Genomic DNA, 24,640 nt, shown 5'->3' with positions numbered 1-24,640 from the left:
AAAGAGTCCATTAGGACTCTTTTTAATTTGGTTACTATATTATTTATTTTTTAAATAATGTAGTAGTCCAAAGTTTAATATATTTTCGTTTCCATGAATTAATCGTTTGATATTTGGAATATGTCTTATAAAAATAAAAATTGTTACAAGAATAGCAATGACAGAAAAGATTGTATCATGTCCGAACAAACTAATTATTGATAATAGTGTTAAAGTAGTAAGGCTAGAGAAACTTACAGTGCTTGTTAACAACACTAGTGTAACAAAAGTTGCAAAGGCCATTATAAATAACAGTGGGTTATAAGCTAGAAGGATTCCTGCACTAGTTGCAACAGCTTTTCCGCCTTTAAAGCGAAGGAATATTGAAAAAGAATGTCCTAATACTGCAGCGAAACCGATATATAACATAAAATGACGATCTCCAATACCTAAAAGGACAGGCATGAAAGAACCTAAAGTTCCCTTTAGAATATCAATCACCATTGTAAATATGGCTGGAATAGGGCCTAGTACTCGGTAGGCATTGGTGGTCCCAACGTTCTTACTACCAAGTTCTAATACGTTTTTATTATAAAATATTTTCCCAATTACATAAGCAGATGGGAATGAGCCAACAAGATATGATAAAATTATACTCAGTAAAAAATTTGACATTTGATCACCATTTATTATTTTCTATTTGATTAGTACTTTAACTATTATAGAATAGATTAGCGAATTTGAAAAAAGTTTATTTTTAAAAGAAGGAATTATTATTATGGCAAACACAAAATCATCTTATGATGATTCGTCCATCCAAATCTTAGAAGGTCTTGATGCGGTTAGAAAAAGACCGGGAATGTATATCGGATCTACTGATGGACGTGGACTACATCATTTGGTGTATGAAATAATTGATAACTCAGTTGATGAAGCTTTATCAGGCTTCGGTAATGATGTTGAATTAACTATTAACGAAGATAATTCTATTACGGTAAAAGACCATGGTCGTGGTATGCCAACTGGTATGCATGTATCTGGAAAGCCAACAATAGAAGTTATCCTAACTGTTCTTCATGCAGGTGGTAAGTTCTCTGAGAGTAACTATAAGACTTCTGGGGGACTTCATGGTGTTGGATCTTCAGTTGTTAATGCTTTATCTGAATGGATGACTGTTCGTGTTGTTCGTGACCGCGAAGTTTTTGAAGAACGATTTGAAAACGGTGGACATCCTGTAGGAACGCTAGAAAAAACTGGAACAACTAAAGAGCCTAATGGAACTACAATTTCATTTAAGCCTGATGCATCAATATTCTCTACTACAAAATTCAACTACGAAACACTGGCTGAACGTATAAGAGAATCGGCTTTCTTACTTAAAGGTGTTAAGTTCACCATGACGGATAAACGTTCTGGTAAAGAACGTCAAGAAGTATTCTTGTTTGAAGATGGTATTCAATCTTTTGTTAAATACCTAAATGAGGGTAAAGATACTCTAGGTAACGTGATTTATTTTGAAGGTGAAAATCAAGAAATTGAAGTAGAATTTTCGGCTCAATATAACGATGGTTATTCAGAAAACATAATTTCTTTTGTAAATAATGTTCGAACTGGTGATGGTGGTACGCATGAAGCTGGTATGAAGTCAGGGTTAACAAAAGCGTTTAACGAATATGCGCGCAAAGTTGGCTTACTTAAAGAAAATAGTAAGAACCTTGAAGGTAGTGATGTACGTGAAGGTATCAGTGCCGTTCTATCTGTTAGAATACCTGAAGAATTACTACAGTTTGAAGGTCAAACTAAAGGTAAGTTAGGTACAACAGAAGCACGATCAGCTGTTGATAACTTAGTATATGAGCAAATGAATTTCTTTTTGATGGAGAATGGTGAATTTGCACAAACTCTTGTTAAAAAGGCCGTTAAAGCTAGAGAAGCTCGTGAAGCTGCTCGTAAAGCTCGTGAAAATAGTCGTAATGATAAAAAGAAAAAGAAAAACGATGGACTTCTATCAGGTAAATTAACACCTGCTCAATCAAAAGATTCATCAAAGAATGAATTATATCTAGTTGAGGGTGATTCAGCCGGAGGTTCAGCAAAACAAGGTAGAGATCGTAAGTTTCAAGCTATCTTGCCTTTACGAGGTAAGGTTTTAAATACTCAAAAAGCTAAGCTTGATGATATTTTAAAAAACGAAGAAATTAATACCATGATTTATACAATAGGTGCTGGCGTTGGAGCTGAATTTAACGTTGAAGATAGTAATTATGACAAAATCATTATTATGACCGATGCGGATACTGATGGTGCTCATATTCAAACATTACTATTAACATTTTTCTATAGATATATGAGACCTCTTGTTGAAGCTGGCAAAGTGTATATTGCTTTACCACCGCTATATAAATTACAAAAAGGTAGTGGAGCTAAACAAAAAGTTGAGTATGCGTGGACGGATGATGAATTAACTGAAAAGACTGAAGTTATCGGTAAAGGTTATTCATTACAACGATTCAAAGGTCTTGGAGAAATGAATGCTGATCAATTATGGGAAACAACAATGGATCCTAATAATAGAACTTTGATTAAAGTTATTATCGAAGATGCTGCTTTAGCTGAAAGACGTGTTACAACTCTAATGGGCGATAAAGTTGCACCAAGAAGAACTTGGATTGAAGATAATGTTCGTTTCACATTAGAAGAAGACGGTAGTATCCTTGATACCACTAATACAGACAAAGACGAACCAGTATCAAAAAAAGAAGAAGTAGTTGATGATTTGTTAAAACAAGCTACTGATGATGACTCAGAGACTCAAATTTCTTTAGATCTCGACATATAAAAAAGTGAGTGAAAATTTTGGAAAAAACAAAAGATAATTCAAAAATTCAAGAACTATCGCTTGAAGATATCATGGGCGATAGATTTGGTAGATATTCAAAATATATTATTCAAGAACGTGCGCTTCCTGATATCCGAGATGGATTAAAACCGGTGCAACGTCGTATTTTGTATGCGATGAACCTTGATGGGAATACTTTCGATAAAGGTTTCAGAAAGTCAGCAAAATCTGTTGGTAATGTAATGGGTAATTTTCATCCTCATGGTGATAGTTCAATTTATGAAGCCATGGTGCGTTTAAGTCAAAATTGGAAATTACGTGAACCATTAATTGAAATGCATGGTAATAATGGATCAATGGACGGTGATCCGCCTGCTGCGATGCGTTATACAGAAGCTCGTTTAAGTAAAATTGCTGGCGAAATGTTGAAAGATATCAATAAAGAAACCGTTGATATGGTTTTAAATTTTGATGATACAGCTGAAGAACCAACAGTTCTACCAGCTAAGTTCCCCAATTTATTAGTTAACGGCGCAACTGGTATTTCTTCAGGATATGCCACTGAAATACCACCTCATAACCTAACTGAAGTAATTGATGGAACTATTCAATTAATTGATGACCCAGAAACTAGCTTGAAGAAGATGATGTCGATTATTAAAGGCCCAGATTTTCCAACTGGTGGAATTCTTCAAGGTAAAGATGGAATCAAAAAAGCTTATGAAACTGGTCGTGGTAAAGTAGTTCTTCGATCAAAAACTGAAATAGTACCATTACGCGGACATAAGAGTCAGATTGAAATATCTGAAATTCCATATGAAGTTAATAAAGCTGTATTAGTCAAAAAAATTGATGATATGCGAGTGCTTAAAAAAGTTGAAGGTATTTCAGAAGTTCGAGATGAATCTGATAGAAATGGTCTTTCGATTGTAATCGAATTAAAGAAAGATACTGATGCTGAAGGTATTTTGAATTACTTATTCAAAAATACTGACCTACAAATTTCTTATAATTTCAATATGGTTGCAATTGATGATATGCGACCTCAACAAGTTGGAATTATTCAAATTTTAAAAGCATATATCAAACATCAAGAAGATGTTATTGTTCGCCGTAGTAATTTTGAATTAGATAAAGCTACTAAGCGATTACATATTGTTCAAGGACTTATTAAAGCACTATCAATTCTAGATGACGTAATTAAAGCAATCAGAGCTAGTGAAAATAAATCAAATGCTAAAGATAATTTAGTTAAGCAATTTGATTTTACTGTTGAACAAGCTGAAGCCATTGTTTCATTACAACTTTATCGATTAACAAATACTGATGTCACAGACCTTCAAAAAGAAGATAAAGAACTTAATGAACAAATCGAGTTACTATCAAAGATCTTGAATGATAAAAATACTTTGATGAATGTAATTAAAAAAGAATTGCAAGAAATTCGTAAAAATTATAGTAGTAAACGTCTAACAAAAATTGAAAATGAAGTACAGACAATTGAAATAGACAAAAGTGCTATTATTCCTCATGAAAAAGTTCGTGTACTTGTTAGTCATGATGGTTATATGAAACGTAGTTCTGTTCGTTCATATACAGCCTCTGATAGTGGTGATAATGGTCTGAAAGCCGAAGATTATCCTATTTTTGATGCTGAGACTGATACACTAGATCATATCTTCATGTTTACTAATAAGGGTAATCTGGTTTATCGTCCTGTGCATGAAATTATTGATAGTCGTTGGAAAGATACAGGAGCTCACTTATCTCAAGAAGTTGGACTTGCTAATGATGAAAAAGTTATATCTGTTAAAGCATTTAAGTCATTAGATGAGAAGGGTAGTTTTGTATTTGGGACAAATGATAGTTACGTTAAACAAGTATTATTTAAAGACTTAGAACCTGGTAGAACATATAAATCTAAAGCAATCACTGCTATGAAGATGCATAATGAAAATTCAGAAATGCTACATGCATATTATTTGAATTTCGATCAAAAAGATCAATTAATTTATGCCTTTACTCGCAATTCATATGCCTTGGCATTTAATCTAGATGAAGTCCCAATTGTTGGAGCTAAGGCAGCGGGAGTGAAGTTTGTAAATCTTAAAGATGAAGATTATATTGTTGATTTCATGATTAATGATATTAGTGATAGTTCAAAAATTATTTCGTTAATCACTCAACGGGGTTCTTATAAACAAATGAAATTATCAGAAATACCTGTCACATCGCGTGCTAAACGTGGAGTTATCACTTTAAGGGAATTAAAATCTAACGCTCATAAGATTCAACTAATCCAATTAGTTGCTCTAGATGCACAATTAAGTATAATTACTGATGACAATAAGGATTTTGATATTAATATTGCTGATCATTCAACTGTTGATCGTTATTCAAATGGAACGTTTATTTTAGACGTTGAAGCTGATGGAATGCCAATAAGAATGGATATTCAAGAAGCTGAACCGATTATTGATACGGATAAGTAATTGTAGTATCGAATTCAAAAAGTAATTGTTATAATAAGTTATATTGAATAACTAACCATTTCCTTAAAGGAGAATTTTGATGACTAAAGAAAAAGGTACAAAATCTGATATTTTCACATCAAAAGCTTTAACATACTTTGTTGATTTGACTAAATCTTTAAGTTATACGCAAACAGCGCAGTTATTAGGAATCACTCAACCCGCGTTAACACAACAAATCAAAAAGCTTGAAAAATCAGTAGGCGCACCGTTATTTTATTCTGTTGGTAAGAAAATACAGCTAACAGATGCCGGTAATACTCTGTTAAAAATGGCAACTGAGATTTTGGAAAAAATTCATGTAGCTCGTGATGAAATACAACACTCAACTACTGCGACAAGTGGTCGAATTTCTATCGGTGTTTTGGCATCAATGGAAGATTCAGTTATTGAAGAATTCGTTACTCATCATTTCAAAGAAGTTCCGGAAGTTAAAATTGATGTCTACTTACTAACAAGAAGAGATATCTGGGAACGCTTAGAAAACAATAAAATAGACTTAGCGATAATGTATCTTCCTGATGAAAATATTAAAAACTGGAAACCATACAAAATCAAAAAGATTATTGATGATGACATGCTCTTCATTCATAGCAATGATAATTTAGCTGAAAAGAAAAAGATTAAATTAAAAGATACGCTTGATAATGATTGGGTTGGCTATGTTAAGAGTTACTACTTGAACGAATTGATCCAAGAAAAATACAAGAATGAATTAATTGATGTTCCTAAAGCTAGCGCAAGATTCTCTTCGCCATACCAAATTCTTAGATTTGCTAACAATACTGGTTCATATGCAGCTTTACCAACCAGTTTTGTAACGGCAAACCTAGATAATATGAAGGGATATCAGGCTCATTTTGATCCTAATATTAGTAGCGAAATGGCTTTTGTCTATCGAAAAGACAAAGATCAAATTCCTCGTATTAAGAATTTCTTTGGTATTTGGGATAGATATCTACATGAAAAAGATTATTTAACACGTTTAAGAGAAACAAAAACAATTTAATTTGGAGGCAGAGTTTAATGACTAAGGAACTAATTTTTGGACACAAAAATCCAGATACAGATGCTATAATTGCAGCAATTGCATATTCATATATGATGAATGAAAGTGGTAAGGATACTGAGGCTGTTGCTTTAGGGGAACCAAATGAAGAAACAAAATTTGTTTTTAATCACTTTAATTATGACTACCCACGTATCATTAGTTCAGCAGATACAAAACAAGTTATGTTAGTTGATCATAATGAACCTAAACAAAGTGTTGATAATATTAGTGATGTTGAAATCACAAATGTTATTGATCACCATAGAATAGCTAATTTTGAAACTGCAAATCCACTATTCTATCACGCAGAACCACTTGGATCTACAAGTACAATTATTTGGAAATTAATGAATCAAGCAAGAATAGAAATTCCAGCAACACTTGCTGGATTAATGATGTCAGCTATTATCTCTGATACTTTATTACTAAAATCACCAACAACAACTAATGAAGATGAAGCAGCGCTTAAGAGCCTATCTAAAACAGCTGGATTAGACTATGAATCATATGGTCTAGAGATGTTAAAGGCTGGTACTAATTTAGCAAGTAAATCAGCTAAAGAGTTAATTGAAATGGATGCTAAAACATTCGATATGAACAACAAATCAATCCGTATTGATCAAATTAATACTGTTGATTTAGACGAAACATTACAAAGAAAAGCAGAATTCGAAGAAGCAATTAAGGCTGAAATGTCTGCTGAAAACGAAAATCTATTTATTCTTTTGATAACTAATATTCTTACAAGTGATACCAAGGCAATCGTTTTAGGTGATGATGAATCAGTTTCTGTATTTGAAAAAACTTTTGATCAAAAACTTGTCGATAATATTGCACTTCTTCCTGGTGTTGTTTCACGTAAGAAGCAAGTTGTACCACAATTAAATGCTAACTTTTAGTTAAGAGTTATTGAAAAAACTGGTACAGACCAATATAATAGAATTACGTTAAAAGATGGATTTGAGTCCATCTTTTTATTTTTGATAAAAGGATAGGTTGATAGTATGAACTTTGGGAATATTTTAATTGGTTTAATGCCAATGATTGGCTGGGGTATTTTCCCAGTATTAGTAGGAAAAATTGGTGGTAAGCCAGTTAACCAAATTATCGGAACTACGTATGGAACACTTGTTTTTGCCGTTATTACGGCGATGTTTACTGGTGCTTGGTTTCCAAATGATACAAAAACTTTAGTTTTTAGTATTATATCCGGTGCTTGTTGGGCAACTGCTCAAATCATTACTTTTTATGTTTTTACGCTTATGGGCGTTTCAAGAACAATGCCGATTACAACAGGTTTTCAATTGATAGGTGCTTCATTGTTTGCAGTACTATTCAGAGGAAGTTGGGCAACATCACAGGCTAAATTAATCGGTTTTTCAGCAATGATCTTAATTATTATCGGTGTATATTTGACAGCTTGGAGCGAGAAAAAAGAAACAGGTTCCGCTAAAAAAGGAGTCATGAAAGGTATTATTTTCCTATTAATCGGCGAAATTGGATATCTTGGATATTCAGCATTCCCACAATCAGTTAATGCTGACGGAATGCATGCCTTTTTACCACAAGCAATTGGAATGGCAATAGCTGGGACAATTTATGGATTATATATTACTTTCTCTCCCAAAGAAAAACCATTTGCTGAACGTACATCATATATGAATATTATCAGTGGTTTCTTCTTTGCTTTTGCAGCATTAACATTATTAATTTCAATGCAAACATCCGTCAATGGTATGGCTACTGGATTTGTATTATCACAAACGAGTGCTATTGTAGCAACTTTAGGTGGTATCTATATATTGAAAGAAAAAAAGACAAACAAAGAAATGACTGCAGTTATTATTGGATTATTATTAATCGTAATAGCCGGTTCAGCTACAGCCTTTATCAAATAAAAATAATTAATAAAAAAGAACAATCGTTTGATTGTTCTTTTTTATTTGAAAAATTTAGCACCTTCAATGGTATGAAAATAAATTACAGTGTCCATCATATCGGTATTAAGACTACTTAGAAACGGCCATTCTCCTTGGAAGACACGAAGTGTAGTCATTGGCTTAGAAAGATCACGTTTGAAATTATCTTGAACGACAGTAGGTGTGTCTTTGAATATTTTAGAATCATAAAGATAAGTAGCAAAGTCTTTGAAAACATTCTTTGCCTTCTCAGTTTTTATAGATTCATATAACATACGTAGAGTTTGGAAGGTATAAAGAAGGATACGTCCCATAATACGAGTACCATTTTTTGATTTCACATGTTTTAAGTAAGCAATTAAGCCGCCAAAAAAGTCAGTATAAATCTGAATATCTTCTTCTTTAAGATAACCCGTAATATTCGATTTGAAAGGGTAGTACCAATTAGTAGTATTCAGATAATTAGAAGTACCAATATAGAAAGTATTTGGGAAACCAAAATAAACTCTTGTTATATCATTTCTAAACCACTCATTTGTTATTTCATTAAAACTCTTAGGCATTAAATTACGTATGAATAGGTCGGTTTCAATATCTTGAGCATTATAATTAGTTAATGAATATAATTTGTTCCAGGTATCTTCATCAAATAAATTAGGTTTATAATAACGTACTTGTTTTAATTGTATCGGAGCAGAATTTAGCGTATAGCCGAAATCAAAAGCAGTATCAAGTAGTTGGATTGTTTGGACAAAATGTCCACCTAAAGAATGACCCAATGCATATATCGTATTATTAGAGTCGAGTTCGTTCATATGACCAATTATAATATGTGTGAAATTACGAGCTAGATCTAATTGTTTATTATTCTCGTTATTACCAAGTAACATTGAATCTATGTTGTAAGCCCAGTCTAAAAAACTTTCATTAACGTAATTATCAAACCGTTTTGTAAAGGACTTAATTCTGGGATCTTCCATCGAACCTTCAGTTCCTTTAAAAGATATATAGCATTGGAGGTTACCATCGATTTTAAAGGCATAAGCAAAGGCCGAGAAGCCACTATTTGTTGATTCGGGTAAAATAGTACGTGCGTCAAAGAATTGAATGTCAGAAGCAAAATGGCCACTATATTTAAAGATTAAATATTTCATATAGGTTTTAATTTCATCATTACTAAAGTAAATAGATAAATAATTTAACTCCATAACGGTGATTTTAAAGTCTTTGCTGGAATATAGATCAATAGGATCTATTTGTCTGAAATTATTAGAGTCCAAATCAAATAAATATGCATTTATTTGATTAACAGTAATTAATGATTCAGCAATGTGTTCATTTATTAGATTGCTTAGTATTGTCTTTAAATTGTTGATTTTTCTGTTCCGATTATTATTATTTATATTAAGTTTAAGGCTGTCATCGTCTAATTGTTTAAGTCGGGTCAATTTGTAAGTGATATAGTTGTTAGTGGAATCAGCTTTAGCTGAATAACCAAGTAGTTTGTTAATTAGGCGCGTTTTTTTAATTTTTAATTGTTCATATCTAAAAGATATTCGCTTGTTTTTGACTAAAAGTTCTTGGACAGCCGATTCATCAAAAGTAAGTGGCATATAAGTGTACGCACGAAACTTAAGTTTATCAAGATCATTTAGAATTTTTTCTAATTGATATAAATCATCAATTATTTTTTCAATATCTAACATAATTAATTATCCTCGTTATTAAGAATAGTTTACACTATTTGGCAAATAATATTAATTATGAACCATTGGATAAATAGGTGATATATTCTTCTTAAACAACAACTTCGTATAATATATATTATGTAACCTTAAATAAATCCGATTACTTCTCCTCTTAAAAACCTGGTATGAACTATAATTTATATATATACTCTATAAGTAGATAACTATTAGTAAAAAGGAATTAAACATTCAATGAAATATACTCGACACTTAATACGTATGATAATTATTTTTATGATATTAGGTTCAACTGGCACTGTAAGTGCTGCAATTCTTGAACCAGCGAACATTAACTCTGAAGCTGCATTGGTTGCTGATTTGAATACTGGTCAAGTCATTGCTGACAAAAACGGCTCTGAACGTCTACCAATTGCATCGATATCAAAGTTAATTGTTATTTATATGGTTGAACAAGCAATTAAAGGTAATGAAATTAAAAGAACCCAATTAGTTAACGTTTCACAAGATGTTGCTACATTTAGTGATAATCTAATGTTTGCTAATATTCCTATGAGCCCAACTAAAAGCTATACTGTGCAGCAACTCGAAGAAGCGGCCCTGTTGCCTTCTTCTAATGCTGCAGCAATTTCTTTAGCCAATCTTGTGGCTGGTAGTCAAGAAAACTACTACAAAAAAGCTGATAAATTACTAAATTCATGGGGTATAAAAGATGCAAATATTATTTCTGCTTCGGGCTTGAGAAATGGCGATTTAGGAATATATAATAATCCTGAATTATCTGAATCAGTAGAAAATCAATTATCAGCTCGAGAAGTTGCCCTTCTTGCAAAAAAAATATTAGAAGATTTTCCAGAAATAACTAATATTACAAGTCTAAAAACTGCTGAATTCCCTGATAAAGATGGAAATAATCAAGCAATTAATAATACAGATGATTTGTTAGATAATGATCAATATAAGTTTGAAGGACTTAAGACTGGATCGACGCCGAATAATGGTAAGAATTTTGTTGGATTAACGCATATTGATAACGAACCAGTCATTACTGTAGTGCTTAATTCTAAAGATAATATGAATTATGAAACTACATTCAATGATACAGTTCAAATTTTAAATGAAGTGACTGCTAATACTTCTATCTTGCCAATTGCTAATACAGTGACGCATAAAGTAGATAATGCTAAGGCTAAAAATGGTGAAATCAAACTAAAACCAGTTTCAGATAATTATCTATTTACTGAAACTGGTGATAAGTTGAAATTAACTTCCAAGATTAATTATCAAAAGAAATCAGCGCCTTTGAAGAAAAATGAAGTAGTTGCTACTAGAAAAATAATGACTGATAATTCTAATTACAATGATTTTTTAGAAGAAACACCGATTATTAAGTATGCAACGACTAAAAACATTGAAAGAGCTAATATTTTTACCACTTACTATCGTAAAATTACGGAGTTATTCAAATAAAAAAGAGTGATTATATATCACTCCTTTTTATTTGTTATTTTTTGGCAGTCCGGACAAAGTCCATATACCTCAACACCCATACCAGTTATATGATAATCAGTTGCCTCGTTTGCAGCTGTTGGCAATTTACTGAAATCAAAATTATCAGCATCGGTAATTTTTCCGCAGTTGGTACATACTACGTGATAATGTGGTTTACCAAAATAGTCATAATGAGTCTTTTCGTCATTTGTACTATCAATCTCTATAACAATGTTCATATCAACAAGTAACTCTAAAGTATTATAAATCGTTGACAATGGAAGATTATTTAAATCTGAATGAATCATGTCAACTGTTGGATGAGTTTGATGATTTATCATATATTCAATAATCATTTTTCGAGGTTCCGTAACTTTATTTCCGGCGCTCTTCAATTTATTGATTACCAAATCTATTTCATGGTTATTCATATGATCTCCCCCCTTAATACTATATATACTAGAATAATAACCCAATTCCATAATGAATAGCAATTGTTATCAACCCGATAACGATATTTCTTATGATTGCCTTTTTAGGCAAACCATTACCTATTAGCGCACTCAAGTAACCTGTTAAACCCACTGCTACTGTTGTAGCAAGTATTGTTGTAACAACTTGCCAATTTGCAGTTGTGATTACAAGAGCAATCAAAGGGAAAGCCCCACCTAAAGCAGCGCATACTAATGATGAAAATGCAGCTCCCCATGGACTAACATAATGATTTAATTGAATATCATATTTTAACGATAAAATTGTTTGAAGAGGATTCTTATTCATTAACTCTTTAGCAATTTCATTGGCTGTTTCTTTAGTAATACCTTTACTTACATAAATATCACTAATTTCTTGTTCAACCATACTGGGGTTTTCTTCAAGTCGGCGAGTTTCATTAGCGACAACAACTTTTTCGGAATCAGATTGTGAACTCACAGACGCATATTCACCAGAAGCCATTGATAAAGCACAAGCTAATAAGTCGGCAAGTCCAGCGATAAATATAGTGAATTGATTATTAGTTGCTGCTCCTACAGAAAACAAAACACCAACGACAGTCAGTATACCATCATTAGAACCAAGAACCCCTGCTCTTATGACATTCATTCTCTCTTCTAAGGTTTTATTACTTTTATCTGATTTTATATTTTTCATTATGCTTACCTACCTATTAGTGATCCAATTGTATATGTAACTATCATTGTAAAGATACCTGAAATGACGTTACGAATTGTTGCCGTCGTACGATTAGCTTGTGACAAAGTTGCTGCTAAATATCCAGTAATACTCAACGCAACCAAGACGGATATAACTGTTGCAATAATTCTAATATCAGTTGGAAATAATGTAATTGCCATCATTGGTAATAACGAACCTAAAGGAAAGGCAATCATTGAAGTAACGGCAGCTCCAATTGCAGAAACTTCATGATTAATTGAAAAACCGTGACGTTCACGAACAGTTGTTGCTAAAGCATCATTATTCATCATTTCGGTAGTAGCTTTTTGTGCTAAAACAATAGAGATACCTTGATCCGTATATTTTTTGCTTACATAATTATATTCTTCATCATAATTATGTTTTAAAGCATATTCTTGTTCACTAACGGCTTTTGTCTGTGCGTCATTTTGTGAATGAACAGAGACATATTCTCCCATTGCCATAGAAACAGTTCCAGCTAATGCTCCGGCAAATCCAGCTATAAAAATTGCAAAAGTGCTAGAAGTAGCACCAGCAACACCAATAACAATACCAGAAACTGAAAGGATTCCATCGTTTGCACCCATTACGGCTGCTCTAATTAAATTGTTTTTTTCTGCAAGTGATAATTTTTTCATTTTCAACCCCTAATTGGAATGATTCTAAGTAACTCATTGAATTATAGTCCTTTAAGTTATAATTGCAAGAAAATAATTTATTTACATGTTAAAATTATTTTCTATGAATAAAGCCAATTTAAATAAATAATTTAAGGTGTAATTATTATGAGTAATAATAAAGAATTAAAAAAGACTATTGGATTTGGAACTGCCCTTGCAACTGTTGCAGGAACGGTTATTGGAGCTGGAGTGTTCTTTAAAGCATCAGCAGTGACTGAATATACAGGCTCGTCTAGCTTAGCAATGTGGTCATGGATATTAGGTGGATTGATAACTATTTGTGCCGGTCTTACAGTTGCAGAATTAGCTGCAATGTATCCTGAAACCGGTGGATTAACACGGTATATTACTAAATCATATGGAAAATTCTGGGGATATCTTGCTGGATGGGCTCAGACAGTTGTCTACTTCCCTGCTAATATTGCTGCAATAGCAATTGCTTTTGGAACACAGGTTGTTAATTTGTTTGCTCTATCAAATCTTTACATAGTCCCCATTTCAGCTCTATGTGCCCTAAGCTTATATTTAATCAATTTTATTAGTATTAAAGCAGCCGGGCGAGTAACATCTATTGCTTTTATATGTAAATTAATTCCTATAATTGCAATTGTTATTTTAGGATTTTTCCATAAAGAAACGGGAAACGTTAGCTTATTTCCAATTGTTGCGGGAGCTGATCGTTCATTCTGGTCTGCATTAGGTCAAGGATTATTAGCAACTATGTTTGCTTATGATGGCTGGCTTCATGTAGGTAATATAGCTGGAGAAATGAAGAATCCTAAACGCGATCTACCACTTGCTATCTCAATTGGGATTGCTTTAGTTATGGTTGTGTATGTTGCTGTTAATGGCGTGTTTTATTGGATTCAACCTGTAAACAATATCATTGGTAATATGAATATCGCATCTGACGTTTCTCAAATTATTTTTGGAGATTTTGGTGGAAAAATAATAACCATTGGAATTCTTATCTCTGTATATGGTGGACTAAATGGTTATATTATGACTGGAATGCGCGTTCCATATGTAATGGGATATCAAAAACAATTACCTTTTAGTAATCATTTTGCAAAATTAAATGATGCTGGTGTCCCCGTCATTGCTGGTATTTGTCAATTTTTTATTGCTGTAATTATGATGCTTTCAGGGCAATTTGATACTATAACGAATATGTTAGTCTTTGTTATATGGTTCTTTTATACAATGGCATTTACTGCTGTTATTAGATTACGCAGATTAGAGCCAGATATTGAACGTCCTTATCGAGTTCCGTTGTATCCGATAATTCCAATAGTAGCAATATTAGGTGGAGCACTTATTGTTATTAATACTATCTTTACACAGTTAGTGATTAGCTTGATAGGATTACTTATTACGGTGATTGGAATTCCAATTTATTTATATGTACAAAAAAAGAATGAATCTAATTAAATTTAGATTCATTCTTTTTTAATTTTCTGTATCTTTAATCCAGGCAAGAGCGATAGCTTTTTCGCCTAAATGAGTACCAATAACAGGTCCAAAGTAACTAATTTCTATCTTTTCTTCAGGGAACTGTTTATGTAAATCATCTGACCATTTTTTTGCTTCTTCAGGATCATTAGCGTGGATTACTATTAGCTTATATTTAAAGTTAGCTTCTTTTTTTGCTTTTTTAAAAGCTTCAGCAGCTTTTGAGTAAGCCTTCTTGATAGAACGAACTTTATCATATGCAACAATTGCATGACTATTATTGTCAAATGTTAATAATGGCTTGATATTAAGCATGCTACCAATGACAGCTGATGCATTAGATAAACGGCCACCTTTAACAAGGTTCTTCAAATCATTAACAATAAATACTTCATCCATCGTTGCACGAAGTGCATCTAAGCTATCCAAGATTTCATCAAGCTCATATCCTTCTTGAGCCATCTTAGCCGCATGAAGTACTAAATTACCCATTAGTAAAACGGTTATTTGTGAATCATAAGGAATGACTCTGGTATTTGTAACCATATCAGCTACAGCAGTTGATAATGTGTTAACAAAGCCAGAAATAGTACTAGCTAAATGAATAGAAATGACAGCATCGTAGCCTTCATCTCCGAGTTTTGTATATAACTCAACCATTTGACCTAATGAAGGTTGAGATGTTGAAGGAAGCTCTTTTGAAACACGTAGTTTGTCATAGAACTCTTCCGTAGAAATATCAACGTCTTCTTGATAAGTTTTTCCATCTATAATGACGGGTATAGGCACAACAGTTATGTTATATTTTTCAAGTTCTTCTTTTGGTAAATAACAAGTACTGTCTGTTACTATTGCGATTTTCATGAATAATTCACCACTTAATTTGTTTTGAAAGTACGTAATGGAATTATATCACAAAAAAATCTGTTAAAATGAAAGAGATAGAAATTTTGAGGTGATTAGATGTCTTTTGACGGTGTTTTTACACATGCTATGGTAACTGAATTAAATAAATTATTGATTGGCGGGCGAATTTCTAAAATTCAACAGCCTTTTAATAATGAGTTAGTTTTAATAATTAGAAGTAATCGTGTTAACTATCCTTTATTGTTATCAGCAAATCCCACATATTCGCGTATGCAGATTACTCATGTTGATTTTGCTAATCCTGATCGCCCTTCTAACTTTGTAATGTCATTAAGAAAAAATATTGATGGTGCAATTATTAAAGAAATTACACAAGTTGATAATGACAGAATTGTAACAATGACTTTGGAGACTAAAGATGAATTGGGCTATAAAGTATCATTCAAATTGATTATTGAAATAATGGGAAGATATAGCAATATTATTCTAGTCAATAAAGATAATCAGATTGTAGATTTAATTAAGCATGTACCGAGCTCAAAGAATCGTTTTCGTGTATTGATGCCGGGAGAAAATTATGTATTCCCTCCTTCTTCTAACAAGAAAAATCCATTTAAAGATTTTTCTGACTTAGATTTAATCGATTTACGCAGTAGCTTTGAAGGATTGGCAAAAGATACAGCAGAAGAAATCAAATATCGAATGAATAAATCTGAAATAAAACGCGTTGCATTTCGTGATTTTTTCAATGAAATCGATAGTAATATCTCCCCTAACGTTGTTACCAAGAACTCTAAAATGAACTTCTACCCTATTAAATATTCAAGCGTTGATGGGGATGTTAAGGAGTTCTCATCACTTTCAGAGATGTTAGACGATTATTATCGTGAAAAAGCTCAGAGTGATCGTATTCGTTCACAAGCAGAGAACTTACTAAGTGTTGTTAATGGTGCTCTTAAAAAAGATAAAAACAAATTAAAACGTTTGAAATCTGATATGACAAAAACTGAGACAATGGATCAATTTCGTATTAACGGTGAACTATTAACCACATATATGCACGAAGTTAAGCAAGGAATGAGTTCGGTAACATTGGATAATTATTATGATAATTCAAAAATCACAATAAAAATCAATCCTAAATTAACTCCTAATGGTAATGCTCAACGATACTTCAAAACTTATCAGAAATTAAAAAAATCAATCATTCATATCAATGAACAAGTAGCTCAAACACAAGAGGAAATTGATTATCTTGATTCTGTTTTATATCAAATTAGTGAATCACGTTTAGATAACTTACAAGAAATAAAGGCTGAATTAATTGCCGGTGGTTATATTAGCAAGAAGAATCTGCCTAAAAAACGTAAACCTAATAAAGATATGGGGAATAAATTTATTAGTACTGATGGATCTCTCATTACAGTTGGGCGTAATAATGTACAAAATGACCAACTATCTCTTAAAACAGCTAAGAAGAGCGATATTTGGCTACATGTAAAGAATATACCTGGTTCACACGTAATCATTTCTGATAATCAACCTAGTGAACAAACATTAAATGAAGCGGCTCTGTTAGCTGCGTTTTATTCTAAAGCAAAAAATTCAAGCAAAGTTGAAGTGGATTACGTTCCTATTAAACAACTAAAAAAACCCAACGGCTCTAAACCAGGATTTGTTATATATGAAGGTCAAAAGACCTTAATAACAACACCGGATTTACAAACCGTTGAGCAATTAAAGAAGAACTATTTAGATAGTTAACTTAAATGAATCATTTGAAAGAGATATTTCTTTCCCATTTGAATTTTCAACAAAGTGAAATTCATTAATACCTAAATTCAATTCATCAAGACTAATACCTATTACTAATTTAATATATGTATCAATTAGATCAAGTGTACTAACAATATCATGTTCAATGATATTATCACTGAATCCAATTGATACTTTTTTAATTTTTACCTCATCATTTATGAAGCATATTGTGAAGTTAAGAATTTTTGAATATTTTTGTTGTGCAGACGTTAAATTTTGTGTGATGAAATCAGATATTATTTGTGTTAATTCTGCCGAAGAATTCAAATTTGAGCTTGCAAAAGTCGATTTTTCAGCCTCATTAGATTTTACATAAGAAGTGATTACCCAGTCCTTCTTATCGCGAAGAATATTGAATTCATATTCTTCATTACTTTTGACTGTTGAATCTTCAAAAATCTTTGTCTCTCCTTCATCTAAAAGACCGTTTTTATCAGACAAGTCATTTGTAAGTCTAATAGTGTGCTCAAAAGCTTCTTTAGGCAATAATCGGTATTGTATGACTTCGTCAAAAGGATCGATAATTTGAGAAATATTACTCCCGTTAATATTAATAATTTCACGGGTAGTCTTACCGACTAATATTGTATTAAAACCATTTTTTTGATTAGCATTTGCGATGCGACTAATTAAATAGTTATTTCTAACCTGATCACTAAAAGACATCTCTGGACTCGTTTTAATAATAATAGTTTGTTTTTTATCATCATATGTAAACTCATTGTAATTACCAATACTTGGATTGAATTCAAAACTTTTATTCTCATTAGTGATAAAAGATGAATCCTTTAATTGGAAATTGATATTAGCTTGCTTAATCAATTCTTGTAATTGCTCTTCGCTAATTTTCCAAAGTGTAGCAATCTCATTGATTGAAAATCCAGAGATTAAAGCATCACGAAGAATATCAACATCACCTTTATTTTTCACTAGGTTAATTTTTATTTTAGATAAGTGGCGAAGCGTTTCTAAATAAACTGGATGGATCTTTGTAACATTTGATAAGTAAGGAATATCAAAACCACGATTCAAAGCAATTTTTAATATACTTAATTGTCGATTTGTTGGATGAATAATTTTTTCGAATAGCTCATCATCATCTAACAATTTATAATTGCCAGAGTTCAATACGTTAGTTTGCGTTATTTGTGCGTTAAGAGGACCTTTTTTAAATACTTCGCCAATATCTTTACCACGAATGATAAAAGCTCCGTTAGACGTCTTTTTAGGCTCCATATTTGTTTCTTGAATATTGCTCCACGTTGGTACTCGAACTGTTAAAAATTCAATATTTGGTTCATAAGCAGCATTGAACTTCTTTCCTGATGTATCTATTAGCTTATCAATTGTCATACCAACATTTAATTGAGCTGAGATTTCAGATATTGGGTAATTATAAGCCTTTTCTAAGTACTGAGTTTCTTCACTTAGTCGTGGAATTATCTCAGTAATATAAAAATCACCCGAATTTTTTGTATCTAAAGCAAAATGTGTTGTACAAACACCAACAATATTAAAAGCTTTAGCAACTTTAATTGCGGCTTTTCGTAGTTGTTGTATCTGTGTATTTGTCAGCGTAAGTGCTGGGGTTAATAATAAGGAATCTAAATGATGAATACCTATTGGCTGAATATCTTCGATAACCCCAACAATATTAGTGTTGTTGGCTTTGTCACGTAATGTGGTTATTGAAAACTCTCTTTGCCCACGGATGCTTTTTTCAATTTCTACAGAATCTTTGAAATCAGGATCACGATCAATGAAGTTATTTAAATCATATAAGTTTTCAATATTAGTCCAACCTGATGACATGCGGTTTTTAAAACGGCGGCGCAAAATAACTGGGAACTCGTTTTTACGAACAAAATCATAAATATCGTTTTCGTTTTTAGTACTAATATAATTAATAACCGGTAAATGATTATATTCTAAGTGTTTGCTAAATACGTCACGATTGAAGTTTGCCAGAGCTGCAAGATTATTAGAACCAAGAATTTTTACGTCTTTAGGAATACTATTTTCTGCAATAATACTTAAGGCATTTCGGTCACCTAATGTTGGTATTATTGCGTCAATTTTATTATTTTCAATTACATTATTTATAGTTTCAGCATTAATATCACTGATAATTAATTTATCTATAAAATCTGCATCGGTAAGAATAGATATTGGATTTTCGGTAATTAGAATAGTTTTATAGTTTAATTTATTAATAATTCTGCATGTACGGTAAATAGAATTAGTTAAATCAACATTAGTTTTACTATTAACTGCTCCGATAATTAAAATATTTTGAATATCTTTTTCCAAGGTCTCACCTTCTAACGTTTTGTTATGCTCTTTCGTATGAACTAATCATATCGAGAAATTCATCAAATAAATATGTCATATCTTGTGATCCGGGTGCTGCTTCAGGATCAAATTGTACGGAAAATGTTGGTCGATACATGTGACGAATACCCTCAATTGCTCCATCAGATGGGCAAATATGTGTAACGATGAAGTTTGCATCTCTAATACCATGATTGCTAATAGTATATATATGATTATGATTAGTGTATTCAATCTTACCACTGGCAATTTCTTTTACTGGATAAGAAGTAGAATGATGCCCCAACTTCATAACTGAAATATGACATTCATTGGCAAGTGCAATGATCAAATGACCTAAACCAATTCCAAATAGCGGATAATTGTTTTGTAATTCTTCAACAACTTTAATTGTCTGAGTTACATCTTCAGGATTACCAGGTCCGTTTGAGATAATAATACCATCAGGGTTTAGTTCATCTATTTGTGCCGCTGAATAGTTATATGGCACTACTATAGAATTACAATCGCGATAAGATAACTCACGAAGAATAGAATATTTCATGCCCATATCAATAACGATGATTTTCTTACCAGAATTAGGATTTGGATATGGTTGTCTAGTTGAAACTTGTTTTACCAAATCTCTTTGGATAACTAGTGCTTTGATTTGATCAACAGCATGTTCATCATCTGTATCTGAAATACTGGCTTTTAACTGTCCATGTTCTTGAACATGAGCAGCTAATGCACGAGTATCTATATTAGTTATTCCAGGGATGTCTTTATTTTTTAAGAATTCATCTAACGATTGATCGCGTTCCATTTTGGAATGAACAGCGGTTGAGTTAAAAATAACGCCCTTACAGGTAGGATTGATAGCTTCATATTCATTTGGATTAATTCCAGACGCACCATTAGCAGGTGCAGTTAAAGCAATAATTTGACCATTATAAGTTGCATCGGTTAATGTTTGCTCTAAACCGTAGAGATTATTTGAAATTACTAATTGTCCAGCAGCAATGATGGGAGAACCAATTGAGTCCCCTTCTAATGTAAAGCCATCATCTAAAACAAGATATCTTTTCATGTATTCACTCTTTATCTATTCAATTTCAATTTTATCTTCGTCATCAATTTCACTCATTGAAACATTGATTTTTTCTTTTCGTGAAGTTGGGATATTCTTACCAACAAAGTCAGCTCTAATTGGTAATTCACGATGTCCACGATCAACAAGCACTGCTAAAGATATTTTCTTTGGTCTTCCAGATACAATAATAGCATCCATTGCGGCTCTAATTGTTCGGCCTGTATATAGAACATCATCAACTAATATTACGTTTTTGTCAGTAATATCAATACCTAAGTCAGCGTTTTTTATTGCATTTGGGTCGTTATTGTCATCACGAAATGGTGTGATATCAAGTTCAGCAACAGGAACAGTAATTCCTTCCAATTGCTTCAAACGTGATTCGATTCTATGTGCGATGTAAACTCCACGGGTTTTGATTCCAACTAATACTAGATTATCAATGCCTTTATTACGTTCAATAATTTCATAAGTTATACGAGTCAATGCACGTTGCATTGTTATTCCGTCAATTATTTCTTTTGCCATTTTTTCCTCCAAAATAAAAACACACTCAATATATAATTGTGAGTGTGTTAAAAGTTGTTCTGCTTTTACGTCTCACAGGACATACATTAAAGCTATTAAATTATGATTATCGTACCTGATTATTGTCTTACAGTCAATTTCAACTTAGACAACGTATCCTTAAAAACAGCTGGTGGTTCTACACTAAATTCCATTTGTTCACCAGTTCTAGGATGTTTAAAACCTAATTTGTAAGCATGTAAGAATTGACCTGAACCTTTTAATGTTTTTTTCGGACCATACAAAGGATCTCCAGCAACCGGATGATCAATATATTTTAGATGAACACGAATTTGATGGGTCCGCCCAGTTTCCAGATTTAAAGATAAGTATGAATATTCTGCAAATTGTTCTAATACCTTGAAATGTGTAACAGCGTTACGTCCTTCAGGAATTACAGCTTGTTTCTTACGATCTTTATGAGAACGACCAATTGGAGCATTAATCTTTCCACCTGATTGAGAAAAAGTTCCATGTACAATTGCTAAATATTCTCGTGTATTAGTTTTATCTTTTAATTGTTTCATTAATGACTCACGGGCATTTTCGTTTTTTGCTACCATAAGTAATCCAGATGTGTCTTTATCTATTCGATGAACAATACCTGGTCGTAATGTAGAATCTTCAGGGGCTAGAGTTGTATGATACATTAAACCGTTAACCAATGTGTGATTAGGATGGCCTGCTGAAGGATGAACTACCATTCCTTGTGGCTTATTAACGACTAAAACATCATCATCTTCATATATGATATCTAAGTCCATCTTTTCAGGCTCAGCTGTTAGTGGCTGTTCTGTGGGTATATCAATTGTGATATTACTGTTCGATTTTAATTTGTATCCAGTTTTTTTAATAATAGAATCATCAATAGAAACTGCACCATCATTAATCAAAAGTTTGATTTGTGAACGACTACTATCAAGTTTTTCAGTTAAATATTTATCTAAACGAGTATTGTTAAAATCAGTTTCAACTGTTAGTTGAATTTTGTTTGTCATGTGTTATGAATCCTTATCTAAAAATAGTAAATAAATAATTAAGAAAATTACACCGAACGTTATATAAATATCAGCTAAATTAAATATAGCGAAGTTCATAAATTCAAGATTAAACATATCGGTAACGGCCTGTTTTGTGAAACGATCGATAGCATTACCAATGGTTCCAGTTAATAATAAAACCAAGCCAATTGGATAAATAATCATTCCTTTTTTTGCTTTTTTAAGCATATATATAATTACTATTACTGCAATAACCGTTACTAAGTAGAAGAAAAATATATTTCCTGAAAAAATACTCCAAGCACCACCTGTATTAGTGATGTTTGTTAGAGAAACAATCCCAGGAATTAGCTCATGGACAGAACCAAGCGCAATATTATTAGTAACATAAAGTTTTAATAACTGATCTAAAATGATTAATATAATAGATCCAATAAATAAAAGTAACGGCATAAATGTCTTTCCTTTTCTAAAAAATACCATTAACAATTCCATCTTCGTTAATGTCAATATTTAAAGCAGCAGGTTTTTTAGGCAATCCTGGCATAGTAAGGACTTTACCCGTTTGAACAACAATAAACCCAGATCCAAGTTTTGGTGAAATCGAATTGATATTTAATGTAAAGTCTTTGGGACGTCCTAATAATTTGGGATCATCACTTAATGAGTACTGTGTTTTAGCGATACATACAGGTAGCTTATCCCAGTTATTATCTTCTATTGACTTGAGATCAGACAATGCTTTAGGACTTAAATTAATATCTTTTGCACCATAAATTTCGGTTGCAATGGTTTTTATTTTATCAAGTACCGAATTATCATCATCATATAATCTAGTATAGTTAGATGTTTGCTCTCCAGCTTGTACTACAGCATTAGCTAATTCTATGCCACCTTTTCCACCATTAGCATGAATATCACTAATTTCAATAGGTACACCTTTTTCTCTGCAAATACTTGTCAAAAGCTCTAGTTCGTTGTCTGAATCTGTAGCAAATTTATTAATTGCTACGACAACTGGTATATGGTACTTTTGCATATTTTCAATATGCTTAATTAGATTAATAGATCCTTCTTTAAGTGCTTGTGTATCTTCAGTGCTTAAGTCCGATAATTTTTGCCCACCATTATACTTTAAAGCTCTTATAGTAGCGACAATCACAATAACATCAGGATTTTTGTCCAAATTAGGAGTGACAATATCTAAGAATTTTTCAGCGCCAAGATCTGCCCCAAATCCAGCCTCAGTTACGGCATAATCACCAAGTTTTAATGCAGTATTAGTTGCTAAGATACTATTACATCCATGCGCAATGTTAGCAAAAGGACCTCCATGAATAATAGCTGGAGTGTGTTCTAAGGTTTGAACTAAGTTAGGTTTGATTGCATCTTTTAATAATGTAGTTATAGCACCTTGTATATTTAAATCTTTAACAAAAACTGGTTTTTTATCGTAAGAAAAGCCAATCAAAATCTTTCCTATTCTCTTTTTAAGATCCAAAATATCCGTTGATAAACAAAGAATGGCCATTAGTTCAGAAGCAACTGTAATGTCAAAATGATCTTCTCTCGGAACTGAGGATGTTTTTCCACCAAGCCCAATTACGATGTTTCTCAACGCACGATCATTAATATCTAGAGTTCTGCGCCAAGTAATCGTTCTAGAATCGATGTTTAACTCATTACCTTGCTGTAAATGATTATCGATTAAGGCAGCCAAAGTATTATTAGCAGCCGTTAGTGCATGCATATCACCAGTGAAGTGTAAGTTAATATCTTCCATGGGAACAACTTGTGCAAACCCTCCGCCAGTTGCCCCACCCTTCATGCCCATAACAGGACCTAAAGATGGCTCTCTTAATGCTACGATTGAGCTCTTACCAATTTGTCTTAAAGCATCAGCAAGGCCAATAAGTACAGTAGATTTACCTTCTCCTGCTGGAGTTGGATTAATAGAAGTAACTAATACTAACTTACCGGCTTTATTATTCTTTAAATTTTTTATTGTCGATAATTTGAATTTAGCCTTATAGTCACCATAGGCTTCAATATCTGAATCATTTAAACCAATTTGTTCTGCAATTTCCTTAATTTTTAACAAGTTTGACTCTTGAGCAATTTCAATATCTGATTTCATTT

General features: G+C 32.3%; 20 protein-coding genes. 8 read left to right on the top strand and 12 right to left on the bottom strand.

The genetic code is table 11. From position 1 onward, the window contains the following. Window positions 1-39: 39 nt before the first annotated feature. On the bottom strand, window positions 40-654 hold the full coding sequence (plsY, locus tag RD055328_RS03395; protein ID WP_244087401.1) for a glycerol-3-phosphate 1-O-acyltransferase PlsY: 615 nt from the start codon (window positions 652-654) through the stop codon (window positions 40-42). Between the two features lie 103 nt (window positions 655-757). Between plsY and parE the strand changes: the two genes are divergently transcribed. The 5 genes from parE (at window position 758) to rbsU (ending at window position 8,298) form a co-directional block, all read left to right on the top strand. Further along, a complete protein-coding gene (parE, locus tag RD055328_RS03390) occupies window positions 758-2,818 on the top strand; it encodes a DNA topoisomerase IV subunit B (protein ID WP_244087400.1) in 2,061 nt (686 codons plus the stop codon). A 17-nt stretch (window positions 2,819-2,835) separates the two neighbouring features. Next, window positions 2,836-5,310 carry a DNA topoisomerase IV subunit A gene (gene parC / locus RD055328_RS03385; RefSeq protein ID WP_279593912.1) on the top strand — a complete coding sequence of 825 codons (2,475 nt, stop codon included), beginning with the start codon at window positions 2,836-2,838 and terminating at the stop codon, window positions 5,308-5,310. A gap of 79 nt (window positions 5,311-5,389) precedes the next feature. Beyond that, the gene (locus RD055328_RS03380; RefSeq protein WP_244087399.1) at window positions 5,390-6,358 is read left to right on the top strand and encodes a LysR family transcriptional regulator; all 969 of its coding nucleotides are present in this window, start codon (window positions 5,390-5,392) and stop codon (window positions 6,356-6,358) included. A 17-nt stretch (window positions 6,359-6,375) separates the two neighbouring features. Next, window positions 6,376-7,299 (top strand): manganese-dependent inorganic pyrophosphatase, encoded by a 924-nt coding sequence (locus tag RD055328_RS03375; protein ID WP_244087398.1) that lies wholly within the window; start codon window positions 6,376-6,378, stop codon window positions 7,297-7,299. 105 nt (window positions 7,300-7,404) lie between these two features. After that, window positions 7,405-8,298, top strand: a complete 894-nt coding sequence (gene rbsU, locus RD055328_RS03370) for a ribose/proton symporter RbsU (RefSeq protein WP_244087397.1) — start codon at window positions 7,405-7,407, stop codon at window positions 8,296-8,298. A gap of 41 nt (window positions 8,299-8,339) precedes the next feature. Here rbsU and RD055328_RS03365 read toward each other — a convergent pair whose 3' ends face one another. Then, window positions 8,340-10,025, bottom strand: coding sequence for a DUF6792 domain-containing protein (locus RD055328_RS03365; RefSeq protein WP_244087396.1), 1,686 nt, complete (start codon window positions 10,023-10,025; stop codon window positions 8,340-8,342). Between the two features lie 234 nt (window positions 10,026-10,259). On the opposite strand from RD055328_RS03365, the gene RD055328_RS03360 reads away from it, so the two are divergent. Beyond that, window positions 10,260-11,495 carry a D-alanyl-D-alanine carboxypeptidase family protein gene (locus tag RD055328_RS03360; protein WP_244087395.1) on the top strand — a complete coding sequence of 412 codons (1,236 nt, stop codon included), beginning with the start codon at window positions 10,260-10,262 and terminating at the stop codon, window positions 11,493-11,495. Between the two features lie 17 nt (window positions 11,496-11,512). On the opposite strand, the gene RD055328_RS03355 is transcribed toward RD055328_RS03360, so the two are convergent. From RD055328_RS03355 to RD055328_RS03345, 3 genes are read right to left on the bottom strand one after another with little or no spacing between them, the layout of a single operon-like run. Beyond that, entirely contained in the window at window positions 11,513-11,947 is a 435-nt protein-coding gene (locus RD055328_RS03355) for a Fur family transcriptional regulator (protein ID WP_244087394.1), read from the bottom strand. Window positions 11,948-11,975: 28 nt separating this feature from the next. After that, complete coding sequence (locus RD055328_RS03350) at window positions 11,976-12,668, bottom strand: VIT family protein (RefSeq protein ID WP_244087393.1); 693 nt, start codon at window positions 12,666-12,668, stop codon at window positions 11,976-11,978. Between the two features lie 5 nt (window positions 12,669-12,673). Beyond that, on the bottom strand, window positions 12,674-13,351 hold the full coding sequence (locus RD055328_RS03345) for a VIT family protein (RefSeq protein WP_244087392.1): 678 nt from the start codon (window positions 13,349-13,351) through the stop codon (window positions 12,674-12,676). Window positions 13,352-13,498: 147 nt separating this feature from the next. On the opposite strand from RD055328_RS03345, the gene RD055328_RS03340 reads away from it, so the two are divergent. Next, window positions 13,499-14,824, top strand: coding sequence for an APC family permease (locus RD055328_RS03340; protein ID WP_244087391.1), 1,326 nt, complete (start codon window positions 13,499-13,501; stop codon window positions 14,822-14,824). Window positions 14,825-14,842: 18 nt separating this feature from the next. Here the strand turns inward: RD055328_RS03340 and RD055328_RS03335 are convergent, their stop codons facing one another. Next, on the bottom strand, window positions 14,843-15,709 hold the full coding sequence (locus RD055328_RS03335; protein WP_244087390.1) for a DegV family protein: 867 nt from the start codon (window positions 15,707-15,709) through the stop codon (window positions 14,843-14,845). 99 nt (window positions 15,710-15,808) lie between these two features. Between RD055328_RS03335 and RD055328_RS03330 the strand changes: the two genes are divergently transcribed. Next, on the top strand, window positions 15,809-17,476 hold the full coding sequence (locus tag RD055328_RS03330) for an NFACT family protein (protein ID WP_244087389.1): 1,668 nt from the start codon (window positions 15,809-15,811) through the stop codon (window positions 17,474-17,476). On the opposite strand, the gene RD055328_RS03325 is transcribed toward RD055328_RS03330, so the two are convergent. From RD055328_RS03325 to RD055328_RS03300, 6 genes are all read right to left on the bottom strand, one after another. Then, a complete protein-coding gene (locus RD055328_RS03325; RefSeq protein ID WP_244087388.1) occupies window positions 17,465-19,840 on the bottom strand; it encodes an ATP-grasp domain-containing protein in 2,376 nt (791 codons plus the stop codon). The two genes, RD055328_RS03330 and RD055328_RS03325, sit on opposite strands and share 12 nt — an antisense overlap. Before the next feature lie 22 nt (window positions 19,841-19,862). Continuing rightward, on the bottom strand, window positions 19,863-20,930 hold the full coding sequence (locus RD055328_RS03320; protein WP_244087387.1) for a carbamoyl phosphate synthase small subunit: 1,068 nt from the start codon (window positions 20,928-20,930) through the stop codon (window positions 19,863-19,865). Window positions 20,931-20,945: 15 nt separating this feature from the next. Beyond that, on the bottom strand, window positions 20,946-21,461 hold the full coding sequence (gene pyrR, locus RD055328_RS03315; RefSeq protein ID WP_244087386.1) for a bifunctional pyr operon transcriptional regulator/uracil phosphoribosyltransferase PyrR: 516 nt from the start codon (window positions 21,459-21,461) through the stop codon (window positions 20,946-20,948). Between the two features lie 119 nt (window positions 21,462-21,580). Beyond that, window positions 21,581-22,498 carry an RluA family pseudouridine synthase gene (locus tag RD055328_RS03310; protein WP_244087385.1) on the bottom strand — a complete coding sequence of 306 codons (918 nt, stop codon included), beginning with the start codon at window positions 22,496-22,498 and terminating at the stop codon, window positions 21,581-21,583. 3 nt (window positions 22,499-22,501) lie between these two features. Next, on the bottom strand, window positions 22,502-22,954 hold the full coding sequence (lspA, locus tag RD055328_RS03305; protein ID WP_244087384.1) for a signal peptidase II: 453 nt from the start codon (window positions 22,952-22,954) through the stop codon (window positions 22,502-22,504). A 16-nt stretch (window positions 22,955-22,970) separates the two neighbouring features. Then, window positions 22,971-24,638, bottom strand: coding sequence for a formate--tetrahydrofolate ligase (locus RD055328_RS03300; RefSeq protein ID WP_244087383.1), 1,668 nt, complete (start codon window positions 24,636-24,638; stop codon window positions 22,971-22,973). Window positions 24,639-24,640: the final 2 nt, after the last annotated feature.

The sequence above is a fragment of the Companilactobacillus sp. RD055328 genome (genome assembly GCF_022835675.1).
Classification (GTDB): Bacteria; Bacillota; Bacilli; order Lactobacillales; family Lactobacillaceae; genus BQUT01.
The sequence above is the reverse complement of the archived record's forward strand: the minus strand, read 5'-3'. Positions and strand labels throughout refer to the sequence as shown.